Here is a 15,094-nt window from a genome sequence, read left to right as displayed (position 1 = left end):
GGAGAGTCCAATGAAAGCGCTTACCTACCATTCCGCGAAGGATGTTCGTGTTGAAACTGTTCCCGATCCCATCATTCAGGATCAGCAGGACATCATCTTGCGCGTCACCGCGACCGCCATTTGTGGCTCTGACCTGCACATTTACCGGGGCAAAATTCCGCAAATGGAGTCGGGCGACATCCTGGGCCACGAGTTCATGGGGATCGTGGAGGAAGTGGGCGCGGGCGTCACGCATCTCAAGAAGGGGGATCGCGTGGTGGTGCCTTTCACCATCTCATGCGGTGAGTGTTTTTTCTGCAATCGGACGCTCTTTGCCGCTTGCGAAAACACCAACCCAGGGCGTGGAACGATCCTGAACAAAAAAGGCGTGCGCTCCGGTGCAGGCTTGTTCGGCTACTCGCATCTGTACGGTGGCTACTCCGGCGGCCAGGCTGAGTATGTGCGCGTGCCCAAGGCCAATGTGGGCCCATTGGTCATCCCGCACGGTCTGAAAGATGAACAGGTCCTTTTCTTGTCCGACATCTTGCCCACGGGCTACCAGGCTGTCGTGAATGGAAAAGTCGGGCCTGGTTCAAGCGTCGCCATCTTTGGCGCTGGCCCAGTCGGGCTCATGGCGGCCGCCTCCGCACGACTGCTGGGCGCCGAGCAAATCTTCATGATCGACCACCATCCTTATCGACTCGACTTCGCGCAGGCCACCTATGGCGTGGTGCCCATCAACTTCGATCAAGTCGAGGACCCGGCCGAGTTCATCCTCGGGCAAACCGACTTCCGCGGCGTCGACGCATCCATTGATGCCGTGGGTTTCGAAGCGAAAGGCAGCATGCTCGAGACCGCGCTGACGGAACTCAAACTCGAGGGCTCAAGCGGCAAGGTGCTGCGCCAGGCCATCGCGGCCACGCGACGCGGTGGCGTGATCAGCGTACCCGGGGTCTACGCTGGCTTCATACACGGCTTTCTGTTTGGCGATGCTTTCGAAAAGGGCTTGAGCTTTGCAACAGGGCAGACCCATGCCCAGCGTTTCATGCCTGAATTGCTGGCATACATCCTTGAGGGCAAGCTGCACCCCGAAGTCATCATCACTCATCATTTGCCACTGACTGAAGCGGCTCGTGGCTACGAGATCTTTGAGAAGCGGCAGGAAGACTGCCGGAAAGTGGTGCTCACCCCAGCGGGTCCAGTTTGACCTCCATGGAGCCTTGACGTTCTGGCTTAAGGGGCGTCATCGTCAGGCACGTTTTCCAGTTCGGCCAGCCAAGTGGTCGACTGGGCGTCGCTGGGCGCGCGCCAGTCGCCCCGAGGCGAGAGCGAGCCACCCGAGCCCACCTTGGGTGAGTTGGGCACGCAAGAGCGTTTGAACTGGCTGGGGAAGAATCGCTGCAAGAAAATGCGCAGGTATCGCTTGATGTCGGCCAGCTCGTACTTGTCGTGCCCCAGCCAGGCGCTGTACGCCAGGAAGGCGATTTTTGAGGGCGTGAAGCCATACCTCACCAGTTGGAAGAGGTGGAAGTCTTGCAACTCGTAGGGCCCGACCACGCTCTCGGTGCTTTGTCCTGGTTGGTCGCCCACCTGGCCTGGCACCAGTTCCGGGCTGATCTCTGTGTCGACAATCGCATGCAGGACTTCACTGCCCTGCTCACCCACCTGTTGGGTGTCGGCCACCCACCGCACCAGGTGCTTGATGAGTGTCTTGGGCACGCTGGCATTCACGTTGTAATGCGACATGTGGTCGCCCACGCCATAGGTGCACCAGCCCAGCGCCAGTTCACTCAGGTCGCCCGTGCCCACCACAATCCCCTGGTGCAGGTTCGCCAGCCTGAAAAGGTGGCTGGTGCGATCGCCGGCCTGGATGTTCTCAAAGGTCACGTCGTACTGCGCGTTCTCTGCGGTGTGGGGGTGCCCGATGTCCTTGAGCATCTGTTCGCAACTGGGCCTGATGTCGATCTGCATCACGCTGCAACCCACGGCGCTCATCAAGCGCAAGGCTTGATCAAGGGTGCGGGTGCTGGTGGCAAAGCCCGGCATGGTCACCCCCAGGATGTCGGAGCGTGGTCGGCCCAGCCGATCCAGCGCCTTGGCGCAGACCAGCAAGGCATGGGTTGAATCCAGGCCGCCCGACACCCCAATCACCAGCTTGCCCTGGCCCGCCACCGACAAGCGCTGCATCAAGGCTTGCACTTGAATGTTGTAGACCTCTTGGCAGCGTTCGTCACGCCGCCTGGGATCGGCAGGCACGTAGGGAAAGCGCTCAATGGGGCGCTGCAAGGGCCTGCGCTCCTTCTCCAGCTGCAAGCCAAAGGTCACCGTTCGAAACTTCAGCAGTTGCTCACGGTGCAGCGCCGCGGACTGCCCAAAGCTGGTCTGCCGCATCCGTTCGTGGCCAAGCTTTTCCAGATCAACATCGGCGGTGATGAAATGCGATTCGGCCAGAAAACGTTCGGATTCGGCCAGCAGTTCGCCGTTCTCGAAAATCAAGGCTTGGCCGTCCCAAGCCAGGTCGGTGGTGGATTCTCCTGCACCGGCTGAAGCGTATAAATAGGCGGCCAGACAGCGGGCTGACTGGGAACTCACCAGGCGGTGCCGGTAATCGGATTTGCCCACCGTGATGTTCGACGCCGACAGGTTCACAAGCACCGTGGCGCCCGCCAATGCAGCGAAAGACGAGGGCGGAATGGGCACCCACACGTCTTCGCAAATCTCGACATGGAAGGTGAGTTGGGGCAAGTCCTGGCATTGAAACAGAAGCTCGCTGCCAAAGGGCACCGAGGCACCCCCCAAGGAGAGGTCGCTACACAAAGCCGAGGCGCCAGAGTTGAACTGACGTGCTTCGTAAAACTCCGCGTAGTTGGGCAGGTAGGTTTTGGGCACCACGCCCAGCACTTTTCCGCGCTGGACCACGGCAGCGCAGTTGAACAGGCGGTGCTCGACCCTCAGCGGCAGGCCCACCACGGCCACGAGCGCCAGCTCGCGCGAGGCCTCGACCACGTGGGCCAGGGCCGCTTCGCACGCGTCAAGCAGGGCATGCTGGTGGAACAAGTCATCGCAGGTGTAGCCCGCCAGTCCCAGCTCAGGGAAGACCACCAAGGCGGCCCCGGTCTGAGCGGCGCTCGCCATCAGCTTGACGGTTTGTTCGGCGTTCCACGCGGGGTCGGCCACCCGAATCGCGGGCACCGCGACCGCCACCCGCGCGAAGCCGTGGGTGTACAGGTCAAAGAAGTCAGCTTTGCGGTTCATGCCGAGCCTTAAGTTGGGTGTGATCCTGGTTTCTACAATTGAAGCGTGATCGCGGACATGACGACGTCTCGGAATGGTAGTGGAACGCCATGCTCGCAGCAATTTGTGATCCTGGGCGCTGCTGTGCAGCATTGATGCCGGTGCCGTCAGGCAGCCCCAGGCTTGACCAAGGTCAAGCAGTCACTTCGGGAAGCTTCATATGCTCAGCATGTGTCGGTCGAACCAGCGAGGCTTTCATGACTCAACGCATCCTTGTTCCCTTTGATGCGAGCCCTACTTCCTGGAAGGGGTTGGACGAGGCGATCAGCACATCATGGGGCTTGGTCTGATGGCTCGTTTGCAAAGGCATCGGCTGACGGCACTGTTCGCCGCAGCTCGCCACTCGCCGCTGTACAGCCGCATCATCGGGTCGCGTGAGCCATCGTCCTTGCGTCTTGAAGACATGCCTGTCGTGGGCAAGGCGCATTTGATGGACAACTTCAAAGATTGGGTGTGCGACCCCAGCCTCGAACTGGCGGAGCTTCACCAGTTCCTCGCGCAGCCGGACCTCATTGGTCAACCCTTTCGAGACCAGCTCTTCGTCTGGGAGAGTTCGGGCAGCAGCGGCGCCCCTGGCATCTTTGTTCAAGACGCGGCAGCCATGACCACTTATGACACGCTGGAGGCCGTGCGTCGGCGCATTCCTAACCCGCTCCTGCGCCTGTTTGATCCTTGGGGACTGGGTGAGCGCATGGCTTTCGTGGGGGCGACCAACGGCCACTTCGCAAGCATCGTGTCGGTTGAACGTCTTCGGCGTTTGAGTCCGATCTTGGAACGAACACTGCACAGCGTTTCATTTTTGCAGCCCATGTCGAAGCTGGCGGCCGAGTTGGAGGCGATCCAGCCTCGGGTGATCGCCACTTATCCGAGCGTGGCGATCTTGTTGGCCGAGGCACGTGCAAGCGAAAAACTGGACATCAAGCCCCAAGAGATATGGACGGGCGGAGAAACCTTGACCAAGGCCATGCGTGCGATGATTTCCCAAGCCTTCAGCTGCGAGGTCATCAACAGCTATGGCGCCTCGGAGTTCATGTCCTTGGCCTCCGAGTGCCGCCACCAGAAGCTCCACCTCAACAGCGATTGGGCCATTCTTGAACCGGTGGACGACCAGCATCAGCCCGTGCCGCCCGGCCAAGTGGGAAGCACCACCCTGCTGACCAACCTGGCCAATCACATTCAGCCGATCATTCGATACGACCTGGGTGATTGCATCGCCATCGATCCAGTGCCATGTTCGTGTGGCTCCAAGCTGCCAGTGATCAGCGTGCAGGGCCGCAGTGGCGATCTCTTGCGCCTGGGGGAAATGAAATCTGGAGAATCCAATGTCTCTGCGCTGGCCTTGAGCACGGTGATCGAGTCCATTGCGGAGTTGTCTGATTTCCAGTTGATACAAACAGCACCCAATGAGTTGGAACTCAACACGGAGCTGGACGGAGAGTGGGCCAATGACGCACTGCTTCGGGCCCGACATGCCTTGCAAAGCTATTTGAAAGACCAAGGTGTGCACCACATGCAAATCTGCTGCCATGCCGGGCAACCAAGCACCCGGGGACGAAATGGCAAGGTTAAGCGCGTCATCACGCTCTGTGATGGTGGCGCGAAGCCCGCTCGCCGATCCTGAGCCATCCCTAGGATGAAGTGCGCACAACGCAGACTAGGGATGGCCGCGAAAAATGGACCAGGCAGGATGAAATCCTCACTCATCAACTGTCATTGGAAATTCCATGAACAAGCACTTCCGCTCCATCAAGCTTCAAGCCGTGGTCCTCATCACCGGCGCCTTGCTGTCCACCAGCGCTTTTTCCATGGGGCGCCACGACGCCCCCTGCGATGGCTTCATGGACTGCATCTACACCGCCTACTGGTACGCCTTCCTGCGTTGAATCAGCTGGGTGATTCCAATTCCGGGAGGGTGGAATGATGGATGGTCCAGCGCAGACCTTCCCCTTCATTGAGCTTGCCGAAGGAGACCTCGAAGTCCAGCAGGCTTGAAGCCTGCGCGGGGTGCCGGGCCAAGACCTCGCTCAAGGTGTCGCCCGGCGCGGTGTCGGCAGGCCAGGCGACGGCGCGGGGGCACACCTGCATGATGTAGCGCCCTGCGGTCAGGATCCGGGTGACCCGCGCAGGGTTTTGCGCATCGGTCTGCTCGCGGAACGTGCACGGGCCGGTGGAATCCGGCAGGCGCTCCCAGACCTCGCGGTACACACCATGCAAACCGGTTTCGATGAGCCGGTCGGTAGACTCGAAGAGCATCCAGCCAGCGTCGGGCGAAAGGCCTGGCGGCTGGTAGTCCACGTGGCGGTGCCAGGCGCAAAGGTCATCCTCATGCGCTGAGCGCCGTTCCACTTGCGTGATGCCACAAAAGCCGCTTTGCAAGGCCAGGGCCTGCTGTTGCTCTCGGCTCATGGCAGACACTGGCGCCTTGATGCGGCCAGCTCGGGCGGCCAGCGGGATGCGCAGGTCGGCATGCCACAGCTCGGTCTGCATCCACAGCACCAGGCTGGTGTCGTCACGGTGCGTGGGAGTCTCCAGCAAGGTGCGTGACCAGACGCCACGGTAGCGTGCTGGCACGGGCGGGTGGCTCATTCGCAGGCGCCGGGAAAGGCCGGCAAGGCGCAGTAGAACGGCAGATCGTGGTTGGGCCAGATCCAGGCACCGGTGTCACGTGCCAAAGCCTTGAGCTTGCGGATACTGTCGATGGCCTGCTGTTCGCGGCCTTGCCACAAGGTGCCGGGGGCCACCTCATCATCCAGATTTTCTTGCAGGTCGGCCGCGTCACCGGCCAGCAAGATGGGGGGCCCTTTCGGCATCTCGATCAGCATCGACATGTGGCCTGCGGTGTGCCCGGGTGTGGACACGGCCTGCACGCCAGGCACCAGGGTGTACTCGCCCTGCCGCGTGGTGAAGGGGATGGGCGTGCCCGAATCATCCAGCAGATCGTCGGCGAAGACCACGCCATCGGCACCGCTGCGCGCCACCTCCAACTCATCGTGCTGAACATGGATCTCGGCGCCACACCCGCAGCGGCGCAGGTCCTTGAGTCCGCCTGCGTGGTCGAAGTGCAGGTGGCCGATGAAGATCAGGTCGACATCGGCGGGGCTCAAACCGAGGCGAGCCAGGTGGTGCGGGATGCGCTGCTCATCGCGCATCTCGGGCGCGCCGAACTCGAAGAGTTTGGGATTGTAGTAACGCGCCCGGGCCACGGGGTCATGGATCTTGGCGTGGTCGCAACCCACGTCGTAGAGGATGCGGCCATTCGTTGTTTCAATGAGGTAGGCCAGGATGGGCGCGTCGATCATTTGCCCCAGCCCACGGTTGAAGGTGGAGATGGACTTGTCGTAGCGGTGCGTGGCGGTGAGCAAGGGCCAAAGCTTCTTGACGTGGCTCATGCGGTGGATTCCTTCGTCGTCATCGTCAGTCTGGCGATCACGGCCTGGGTGTCTTGCACCTGGCCAAAGAGGCCGCCTTCCACGCCGATCATGGCCAGGGCGGGGGCTTGCAGCGCGGGGTCGCTGGCGGCACAGGCATCGCCCACGGTGGTGCAGGACAGGCCCCGGTCCACGGCCTCGCGCAAGGTGGAGTGCACGCAAACCTCGGTGGTGACGCCGCACACGATGAGGTGCGTGATGCCCCGGTTGGCCAGCACTTGCGCCAGGTCGGTCTGGTGAAAAGCGCCATAGCCGGGCTTGTCGATCACGACCTCGCCAAGGGCGGGTCTCAGTTGGTCGATGAAATCATGGCCATGCTCACCCCGGATGAGCAAGCGCCCCATGGGGCCTTTCGACCCGATGGCCGCACCAGCCCGGATGCTGCGCTGCAGCTTCTCGGGCGGGCAGTCGGACAGGTCGACGCGGTGGCCTTCCCGGGTGTGAATCACCAACAGGCGGACAGCACGGGCCGCCTTCAACAAGGCCTGGATGTGCGCGATGGGCTGGGCCAGCCGTGCCGTGTCCAGGCCTGCCTGCGCCGCATAGCCACCAGGCGCGCAGAAGTCGCGCTGCATGTCGATGACGATCAGCGCGGTCGCTTCAAGTGGACAGCGCGGGGCCATGGTGCTCCTTGAACATGTCAAACCGCCGTCAGGAAGGAGACACCCACCGCGCCCAGGAAACCATCGGCGCGACCGGCGTTCTCGGGCCCCAACACTTCGCCATAGTCCACGGCCAGCACACGCTTGACGCGGTTGATGTGGAAACTGCGCAGCAACTGGCGCACCGGCACGACCTGGGCGTGCGTGTCGCCATACAGCTCGCGGTGCAGCTTGGGCAGGCGGTGCCAGGGTTGGATAGGCTTCTCGTGGTGCGCGTTGTGAAAGCCGAAGTTCAGCCACAGCATGTTCAGCACCGGGCTGTGCACGCCCACCACATTGCTGTAGGTGTTGGCCTGTTCGTAGACCCGGTCGCGCACCTTGTCGGCCGGGATGGGCTGGTCGTCCAGGATCGGGTAGGCGTCGTAGGTGTGCTGAAAGCAATCGGCGAAACGCAGCACGGTGATGAAGACCAGATAAGCCAGGAAGTACAGCAGCACCGCCTTGACCGACACCCAGGCCAGCAGGCCAAAGGCCACCGTGCGCACCACCGCGACGCCGATGATGCGGGCGCGCATGGCCTTTTTGCGTTCATCTCGGAACGGCAGCAGCACCACGAAGCCGCGCATCAAAAATTCCACCGCCGGGAAGTAGGCCCACTCCAGCGCCAGCACGGTGTGGCGAAACCACGCGGGCGATTTGAGCAAGAAGCCGCGCGCGTCAAAGGTAATCACATCGGCGCGCTCCACGTGGTGGCGCATGTGCTTGCGGCGCATGTCGGCAAAGGCCGCATAGCAACTGCCATTGAGCCAGCTCATCACGGTGCCCCATCGCTCATTGGCTTCGGGCGTCTTGAAGATGGCCTGGTGGGCGAACTCGTGGATGAAGTAGGCCGACCAGACCAGCGTCAAGCTCACCAGCATCACGCCCAGCAGGTTGACGGCCCAGTGGGGCGCCACCAGCATGGCCACGCCGAGCGGGTAGCCCAGCAAGGTGAATGCGAGGGCCGCCACATTGGGGGCCACGCCATCGGCATAGCGAAAGCTCTTGAACATGGGGCCCCCTGCAGCGTTACTTCTTGATCAAGGCGTTGACGAACTGCGCATCGAAGGTGGACTCGGTGGGCGGAACCGTGGTGATCTGGCCCTTGGCCTTGAGCAGCGTGCCAATGATCTCGCCGCTGGCGAAGTAAGACGTGGTTTCCTTGCCCTTGGCAAAGGCCTTGGGCATCTCACTGAGCGCGATGTTGTGCACGCCGGTGAGCTGCTCTTTGACCTCTTTGGCCGACACGCCCATGGCCTTGCCGATGATGGCAGCGGCCTCGTCGGGCTTGGCCTTCATGTAAGCCATGCCGTCCAGGTAGCCCTTGATGACGCCCGAGATTTCGGTGGGCATGGACGCGATTTTCTTCTCGTCAAACACCAGCACGTCGGCGATCAGGCCCGGTGCATCCTTGGACGAGAACACCACGTGGAATTTCTTGCCGCCACCCTGGCTCAGGATCTGCGACAGGCTGGGCTCGTAGGTGACGCCAATGGGCAACTGGCCCGAGGCCATGCCGGCGGGCACGGTCTCTGGCGTCATGCTGACGGCGGTGATGTCCTTGTCGGTGAGCTTGTTGACCTTCAAGGCATAGGACAGCAGGAAGTCGGAGGGCGACAACGGGTTGAAGCCGATCTTCTTGCCCTTGAACTCGCTCACCTTGGTGATGGCCTTGGTGGCCACAATGGCGTCACCGCCGTTGGAGTAGTCGATGGGCATCACGACCTTCTGCATGCGGCCTGCAGCAACCTGGCCGATGACCTGGTCATACGTGAGCATGCCGCCATCGACCGCGCCACTGGTGATGGCCGAGGGGATCAGGGCGGGGTCACTGAAGATCTGCAGCGAGACCTTGAGGTTGTATTTCTTGAAGAGGTCCAGCGCTTCGGCCACGTAGAAGGGCCCGTAGCCGATCCACACGACGGTGCCGATTTTCAGGGACGTGGCGGCCATGGACGCGCCAGTGGCCAGGGACAAGGCCAGTGCAGTGGCGGCTTGGAGAACGCGAAGACGGGGAAATGCCATTGGAAGCTCCTATTGAGGGGACAAGCGCAGGGGCGAGACGATGTGGATCGTCGCTCTCCCGGGCTTTTGTCCCTCCGTGGAGCCCCTTGCGAGGCCGGGGCACTCTTGGACCAGACAAAGATGGCTTGGCAGTCAACCATCGATCGGAACCCTAGTGCCCCTCAGTAGATGATCCGCGCATGTTTTGAAGATGCACCAAAATCGCTCCACCTGCATCCGTGTTTATGCAATAGGTGTGCCAGCGCATCGAGGTTTCGGCTCAGGCGGCGGTGAGCCAGCGGTACAGACCGTGCAGCCGCGTCGGCAAGCTCAAGGCGTTCTCCACGATGTGGAAATGGCGCCAGCCAAAGATGCGGCGCGCATAGGTATCGGCGTGCCGATCGACGACCAGGCCGTGCACTTGCACACCGGCAGAGCGCGCCGCGTGGATGGCGTGGCGCGCGTCTTCCACCAGGTGGTGCGGCGTGTGAACGTCGATGTCGGAGGGCGCACCATCGGTCAGCACCAGGATGGCTTTCAAGTCGTTCGATTCTTCGACCAGACTGGCGGTGGCGTGGCGCAAGGCCGCACCCAAACGGGTGGAATGGCGCCCCGGCGCGGATGACAGCACCGCGCGTGCGGCCCCATCGATGGGCGCGCCGAAATCGATCAGGCGGTAGTAGCTGACCTGCGAACGGGTGTCGGACGAGAAGCCATGCACGGCGATGCGGTCTCCACCGGCGTGCACCGCGCCCGCCAGCATCAGGGCGGCGCGCTTCTCCAGGTCGAGGAAGGACTGGGCGCCATCGCCCAGGCGATCGTTCGTGGACTCGGACAAATCCAGCAAGACCAGGATGCTGGCCGGGGTGTCGGCCGCGGCCCGGCGTGTGAAAAAACGTGATTCAGCGGAGCGTCGGGAACGGTGCGCCACCATGAACTCCACCACCGCGTTGAGGTCGAGTTCATCACCTGCGGTTTGACGCCGGAGGCGGCGCCCGCCATTCCAGTGCAACGAACGCTTCAGGGCCATGGGTGCAAAAGAGACCGGTTGCACCAGTTTGGGTGCATGCCGCCAAGGCGGCAGCTTCTCGATCACGGTGCACCAATCCTGGCGCAGCAGCGACAGGCGGTGGTCCCATTCCGGGTAAAGGTGCTGGCTCAGCGCCACCTCTTCGGCGAGCACCTCCGGCATGTCGCCGTCCGCAGTTTGGTCCAGCGCCAGGGCCTGGGGCTGGCGTTGCTGCGGGACGTGCAAATCGAGTTCGGGCGGCGGGTCGGCTGACGAGACCTCGTGATGCCAGAGGAAGGTGTGGTCGTCTCGGTATGGCGCCGAGACCTGGTACTGGCCGGGCCTGAAGGCCACGCGTGTCTGGCCCAGGTCGTGCACCAAGTTCAAGGCGATCCGCCGGAAGCCGTCGCGGTCATGCAGGTTTGCCGCTTGCGCTTCGAACAGGGCTCTGGCCTTGTGGACCCACGGGTGATCGTCCCGATAGGCCGGGTCCATCAACGCCAGATCCAGGCGGGAGATCAACGCGGCAAAGCCCACGCCTTCGGGCTGAACAGCCAGGCGCAAGGGCGTCAGAAACCAATCACGCATGCCGGGGTGCTCGCGCAGCAGCAGGCGCTCGACGCGCGCGTCCTCCAGGGCCGAAATCAGGGCCACGGACATGGGCTTGAGGCCGGCGGAGGGCACTGAGGGCACCGAATACTTCAAGTGGGCCACGGCGTGTGCGATGGCGGCTCGGCCCAACTGGTGGTGGTCCAGTCCCCCCAGCACAGCCATCTCGTCAGGCAGCAAGAGGTGGGTGGGCGTCAGCACGGGGCGCGAAGGCAGGCCCTCCGGGGCCGATGATCCGCCCCCTTGCAGTGCAAGGTCACGGCCCAGCAGGCCGCGTGCCAGCCAGCGCAGGGCCGACCAGGCGCCTGGCAACCCGCCGTGGTCTTTCACCGAGGCCGGGGCAGCATTCATGCACCCGGCTCCTTCGCAAACTGCGCGTCCACAAAATCACGCAGCGTGCGGGTCATGTCGGGGTCATCGGTCAGGGCATGGGTCAGGGCCATGTCACAGCTTTCACGCGCGTTCAAGCCCGAGCTGAGTAGCAGACCCGCGTAGATCAGCATGCGGGTCGACATGCCTTCATCCAGCCCCCGTCCCTTCAAGGCGCGCGACTGGTGGGCGATGCGCACCAGCTTGGTGGCGATGTCCAAGGCGATGCCGGCCTCGTGCGCCACGATGCCCGCCTCAACCGCCAGCGGTGGGTAGTCAAACTCCAGTGCCGCGAAGCGCTGGCGGGTCGAGGCCTTCATGTCCTTGGAGCGGCTTTGGTAGCCGGGGTTGTAGGACACGATCAGCTGAAAATCGGGGTGGGCGTGGACCACCTCGCCTTTCTTGTCCAGCGGCAGCATGCGGCGCGCGTCGGTGAGCGGGTGGATCACCACGGTGGTGTCCTGGCGGGCTTCCACCACCTCATCGAGGTAGCAGATGCCGCCATGGCGCACGGCCAGGGTCAGTGGGCCGTCGTGCCAGGTCGTGCCTTCGGCATCCAGCAGATAGCGCCCGACCAGGTCGGACGCCGTCATGTCTTCGTTGCAGGCCAGCGTGACCAAGGGGCGGTCGAGCTTCCAGGCCATGTGCTCGACAAAGCGCGTCTTGCCGCAACCGGTGGGGCCTTTCAGCAGCAAGGGCATGCGGTGCCGCCAGGCGTGCTCGAACAGGGCGACCTCGTTGCCCGTCGCCTGGTAGAAAGGCTCGGCGCGGATGCGGTAGGTGTCGAGCGCCATCTTCAACGGTGCGTGGGTGGCGTGTTGGGGATGCCCTCGATGGGGCACTCGGGCGTGCCGGCGGTCGAGCGGGTGATGGCCTCGACCATCTCGCGCGTGCCCTCGGGGTCGTTCACCCACTTGCCGTAGAACTCGAAGGGGCAGGCCGCCACGCCCTTGGCGTCTTCGCCCGAGTTGATCTTGCCGGTGTAGCCACGGTGCACCAGCTTGTAGAGGTGGTTGTTGGATTGCTGGTTCTTGCGTGCATCGCGGATCGAGCTGACCGACATCTCGGCGTACTGGATGCCCATCTCTTCGGTGCCGCATTCGCCCAGGCTGCGGCCGTCATAGCCCACCAAGGCGGAGTGCCCGAAGTAGCTGTAGACGCCGTCAAAGCCGGTGGCGTTGGCCACGGCCACGTAGACGTTGTTCATCCAGGCCATGGTCTTGGCCACCATGATCTGCTGCTCTTTGGCGGGGTACATGTAGCCCTGGCAGCGCACGATCAACTCGGCACCGCGCATGGCGCAGTCGCGCCAGATTTCGGGGTAGTTGCCGTCGTCGCAGATGATCAGGCTGATCTTCATGCCCTTGGGGCCGTCCGACACGTAGGTGCAGTTGCCCGGGTACCAGCCCTCGATGGGCGTCCACGGCATGATCTTGCGGTACTTCTGGACGATCTCGCCCTGGTTGTTCATCAGGATGAGCGTGTTGTAGGGCGCCTTGTTGGGGTGCTCTTCGTGGCGCTCGCCGGTGAGCGAGAACACGCCCCACACATTGGCCTTGCGACAGGCGGCGGCGAAGATCTCGGTTTCTTCACCTGGCACGGTCGAGGCGGTGTCGTACATCTCCTGGGCGTCGTACATGATGCCGTGGGTTGAGTATTCCGGAAACACCACCAGGTCCATGCCGGGCAGGCCCTGCTTCATGCCCACCAGCATCTCGCCGATCTTGCGAGCGTTGTCCAGCACCTCGGCCTTGGTGTGCAGGCGGGGCATCTTGTAGTTGACGACAGCCACGCCGACGGTGTCGTTGCTGCTGCCAATGTCTCCGTGTCTCATGGGAACTCCTGGTAGGAAAGAGGGGCTCCTCCGTCAAAGCAAGAATCGGACACGCGAAAAAAGGCCCAAGCCGCTCAACTCAAGCCCGCACCGCGGCCTGGTCCTCCTCGTACATGGCATCCACCAGGTGCTGGTAGCGTTCGATCACGGCCTTGCGCTTGACCTTCAAGGTCGGCGTCAAGTCACCCGCCCCGATCGACAAGGCGCTGGGCAGCACGCTGAACTTGCGGATGTGCGCCACCCGCGCCTGCCTGGCATTGACCTCGTCAATGCCACGTTGCAAGGCCTGAAGCACGAATGGGTGGCGGTGCAGGTCCGGGCCATTGATCAGATTGGCCGCGGCCAGGGCCACCAAGGCGTCCTGGTTGATGGTCAACAAGGCGCTCAGGTAATGACGCCCATCGCCGCAGACCACCGCGTGCTCCACCAGCGGCACGGTCATCAGGTCGGACTCGATGTTGGCGGGCGAGATGTTCTTGCCACCCGAAGTGATCAACAGATCTTTCTTGCGCCCGGTGATGTAGAGGTAGCCATCAGCATCGATGTGGCCCAGGTCACCGCTGTACAGCCAGTCGCCATCCATGGCCTCGGCCGTGGCCTGGGGGCTGCCCGCGTAGCCTTGAAAGATGTGCGGCCCGCGCACCATGATTTCGCCATCGTCGGCGATGCGCATGTCCACACCCTTCAAGGGCCGCCCCACCGAGCCGATGCGCGTGGCGCCATCGGTGCTCAGGCTGGTGGCGCCGCAAGTTTCTGACTGGCCGTAGACCTCGCGGATGACCAGGTCAAGCCCCGTCATGAAGCGGAGCTTCTCGGCCGCGATGGGCGCCGCCCCGGACGACAGCGTGTGCGCCTGGTCCAGCCCGATGGCCGCTTTCACTTTCTGGTGGATCAGCTTTCCCGCCCATTGCTTCTGCCAGCTCAACCACGCCCCGGGCTGACGCCCATCCAGGATCGCGCCATGCCATTGCTGGCCCACGCGCAAGGCCCAGGCCGCCAGGTGTTTCTTCACGCCCGTGGCCGCCGCCAGCTTGGCCGAGATGCCCGCGTGCATCTTCTCCCACACACGAGGCACGCCAAAGAAGATGGTCGGGCGAACCTCTTTGAGGTGCTCGCCCAACTCGTCCAGGCTGCGCGCAAAGTAAATGGGAAAGCCCACCAGCGCTGGCGTGTGGATGCTCACCATCTGCTCGGCCACGTGGGCCAGCGGCAGGTAGGAGATGACCCGCTCTTGCGCGGTGGCCGTGAGCGACTGGCCCAGCGCCGTGGCGCTCCAGGCCAGGTTGGCATGCGACAGCACCACCGCCTTGGCCGGCCCGGTGGTGCCCGAGGTGTAGATGTAAGTGCCCGGATCGCCGGGTTGCAGTTCATGCAGGCGGCGCTCTACCAAGGTCTGCAGACGGCTCTCGCCCAGCGCCATGAAAGCGTCCCATGACATGGCATCGCCCAGGGCGGTCGCCCCCTTCATCCGGATGACCTGGCGCAGGTGCGGCAACTGAGCGCGCAAGGCCATCACCTGCTGGTGCCGTTCATCGCTGTCCACCAGCAGCACCGGGCTGCGTGAGTGGTTGAGCACGTACTCGATCTCGTTGGGCGGGCTGGTCCAGTAGATGCCGGCGGGCACGGCGCCGATCATCATGGCCGCCATGTCCATGATGACCCACTCGGGGCGGTTGAAGCCCAGCACGCACACCACGTCGCCGGGGTTCACGCCCAAAGCCAGCAGGGCGCGCGCGGCGGCATCCACCAGATCGGCGTAGTCGTTCCACGTGGTCGACTTCCAGCCCTCGGCCTCGCGCACGAAGTAGGCGGGCTGGTCAGCGTGGCGCAAGGCCGTCTGCACAAAGCGAGCAGGCGTGGAAACGAAGTTTTGCATGGCCCCATGCTAGGCTGCGATGACGTTAACGTCAATCAACTACCTATTGGG

At 63.2% G+C, this 15,094-nt stretch carries 13 protein-coding genes and 1 riboswitch; of the genes, 3 read left to right on the top strand and 10 right to left on the bottom strand.

Translation table 11 applies throughout. The annotated features are described in order from the left end of the window. Positions 1-10: 10 nt before the first annotated feature. A complete protein-coding gene (locus PSV38_RS00165) occupies positions 11-1,186 on the top strand; it encodes a zinc-dependent alcohol dehydrogenase (protein ID WP_300543532.1) in 1,176 nt (391 codons plus the stop codon). 26 nt (positions 1,187-1,212) lie between these two features. Here the strand turns inward: PSV38_RS00165 and PSV38_RS00160 are convergent, their stop codons facing one another. Continuing rightward, on the bottom strand, positions 1,213-3,234 hold the full coding sequence (locus PSV38_RS00160; RefSeq protein ID WP_300543450.1) for an NAD(+) synthase: 2,022 nt from the start codon (positions 3,232-3,234) through the stop codon (positions 1,213-1,215). A 328-nt stretch (positions 3,235-3,562) separates the two neighbouring features. Between PSV38_RS00160 and PSV38_RS00155 the strand changes: the two genes are divergently transcribed. After that, complete coding sequence (locus PSV38_RS00155; protein WP_300543447.1) at positions 3,563-4,894, top strand: phenylacetate--CoA ligase family protein; 1,332 nt, start codon at positions 3,563-3,565, stop codon at positions 4,892-4,894. A 103-nt stretch (positions 4,895-4,997) separates the two neighbouring features. Continuing rightward, a complete protein-coding gene (locus PSV38_RS00150) occupies positions 4,998-5,156 on the top strand; it encodes a hypothetical protein (protein WP_300543445.1) in 159 nt (52 codons plus the stop codon). 1 nt (position 5,157) lies between these two features. Here PSV38_RS00150 and PSV38_RS00145 read toward each other — a convergent pair whose 3' ends face one another. The 9 genes from PSV38_RS00145 to PSV38_RS00105 form a co-directional block, all read right to left on the bottom strand. Further along, a complete protein-coding gene (locus PSV38_RS00145) occupies positions 5,158-5,859 on the bottom strand; it encodes a hypothetical protein (protein WP_300543443.1) in 702 nt (233 codons plus the stop codon). Next, positions 5,856-6,662, bottom strand: a complete 807-nt coding sequence (locus PSV38_RS00140) for an N-acyl homoserine lactonase family protein (protein ID WP_300543440.1) — start codon at positions 6,660-6,662, stop codon at positions 5,856-5,858. The genes PSV38_RS00145 and PSV38_RS00140 overlap by 4 nt, the downstream gene beginning before the upstream one ends. Further along, positions 6,659-7,324 (bottom strand): isochorismatase family cysteine hydrolase, encoded by a 666-nt coding sequence (locus tag PSV38_RS00135; protein ID WP_300543438.1) that lies wholly within the window; start codon positions 7,322-7,324, stop codon positions 6,659-6,661. The genes PSV38_RS00140 and PSV38_RS00135 overlap by 4 nt, the downstream gene beginning before the upstream one ends. 17 nt (positions 7,325-7,341) lie before the next feature. Then, positions 7,342-8,355: a fatty acid desaturase gene (locus PSV38_RS00130; protein ID WP_300543435.1), complete on the bottom strand. Its 1,014-nt coding sequence runs from the start codon at positions 8,353-8,355 to the stop codon at positions 7,342-7,344. Positions 8,356-8,371: 16 nt separating this feature from the next. Next, positions 8,372-9,367 (bottom strand): ABC transporter substrate-binding protein, encoded by a 996-nt coding sequence (locus PSV38_RS00125; protein ID WP_300543433.1) that lies wholly within the window; start codon positions 9,365-9,367, stop codon positions 8,372-8,374. Positions 9,368-9,420: 53 nt separating this feature from the next. Further along, positions 9,421-9,533, bottom strand: a riboswitch (guanidine-I (ykkC/yxkD leader). 93 nt (positions 9,534-9,626) lie between these two features. After that, a complete protein-coding gene (locus PSV38_RS00120) occupies positions 9,627-11,315 on the bottom strand; it encodes a VWA domain-containing protein (RefSeq protein ID WP_300543430.1) in 1,689 nt (562 codons plus the stop codon). After that, positions 11,312-12,127, bottom strand: coding sequence for a CbbQ/NirQ/NorQ/GpvN family protein (locus tag PSV38_RS00115; protein ID WP_300543428.1), 816 nt, complete (start codon positions 12,125-12,127; stop codon positions 11,312-11,314). The genes PSV38_RS00120 and PSV38_RS00115 overlap by 4 nt, the downstream gene beginning before the upstream one ends. Positions 12,128-12,129: 2 nt before the next feature. Further along, entirely contained in the window at positions 12,130-13,167 is a 1,038-nt protein-coding gene (locus PSV38_RS00110) for an aliphatic amidase (RefSeq protein ID WP_300543426.1), read from the bottom strand. 79 nt (positions 13,168-13,246) lie between these two features. Continuing rightward, complete coding sequence (locus PSV38_RS00105) at positions 13,247-15,043, bottom strand: long-chain fatty acid--CoA ligase (protein WP_300543424.1); 1,797 nt, start codon at positions 15,041-15,043, stop codon at positions 13,247-13,249. Between the last annotated feature and the right edge of the window lie 51 nt (positions 15,044-15,094).

The sequence above is a fragment of the Aquabacterium sp. genome (assembly GCF_029946005.1).
GTDB lineage: Bacteria > Pseudomonadota > Gammaproteobacteria > Burkholderiales > Burkholderiaceae_C > Aquabacterium.
This window is presented reverse-complemented; position numbering and strand designations above follow the sequence as displayed.

What these genes read in the sequence shown, in the direction of transcription:
- PSV38_RS00155 (WP_300543447.1), top strand. Translation starts at nt 3,563, where the DNA reads ATGGCTCGTTTGCAAAGGCATCGGCTGACGGCACTGTTCGCCGCAGCT.
- PSV38_RS00145 (WP_300543443.1), bottom strand. Translation starts at nt 5,859, where the DNA reads ATGAGCCACCCGCCCGTGCCAGCACGCTACCGTGGCGTCTGGTCACGC.
- PSV38_RS00165 (WP_300543532.1), top strand. Translation starts at nt 11, where the DNA reads ATGAAAGCGCTTACCTACCATTCCGCGAAGGATGTTCGTGTTGAAACT.
- PSV38_RS00135 (WP_300543438.1), bottom strand. Translation starts at nt 7,324, where the DNA reads ATGGCCCCGCGCTGTCCACTTGAAGCGACCGCGCTGATCGTCATCGAC.
- PSV38_RS00125 (WP_300543433.1), bottom strand. Translation starts at nt 9,367, where the DNA reads ATGGCATTTCCCCGTCTTCGCGTTCTCCAAGCCGCCACTGCACTGGCC.
- PSV38_RS00150 (WP_300543445.1), top strand. Translation starts at nt 4,998, where the DNA reads ATGAACAAGCACTTCCGCTCCATCAAGCTTCAAGCCGTGGTCCTCATC.
- PSV38_RS00105 (WP_300543424.1), bottom strand. Translation starts at nt 15,043, where the DNA reads ATGCAAAACTTCGTTTCCACGCCTGCTCGCTTTGTGCAGACGGCCTTG.
- PSV38_RS00140 (WP_300543440.1), bottom strand. Translation starts at nt 6,662, where the DNA reads ATGAGCCACGTCAAGAAGCTTTGGCCCTTGCTCACCGCCACGCACCGC.
- PSV38_RS00160 (WP_300543450.1), bottom strand. Translation starts at nt 3,234, where the DNA reads ATGAACCGCAAAGCTGACTTCTTTGACCTGTACACCCACGGCTTCGCG.
- PSV38_RS00110 (WP_300543426.1), bottom strand. Translation starts at nt 13,167, where the DNA reads ATGAGACACGGAGACATTGGCAGCAGCAACGACACCGTCGGCGTGGCT.
- PSV38_RS00115 (WP_300543428.1), bottom strand. Translation starts at nt 12,127, where the DNA reads ATGGCGCTCGACACCTACCGCATCCGCGCCGAGCCTTTCTACCAGGCG.
- PSV38_RS00120 (WP_300543430.1), bottom strand. Translation starts at nt 11,315, where the DNA reads ATGAATGCTGCCCCGGCCTCGGTGAAAGACCACGGCGGGTTGCCAGGC.
- PSV38_RS00130 (WP_300543435.1), bottom strand. Translation starts at nt 8,355, where the DNA reads ATGTTCAAGAGCTTTCGCTATGCCGATGGCGTGGCCCCCAATGTGGCG.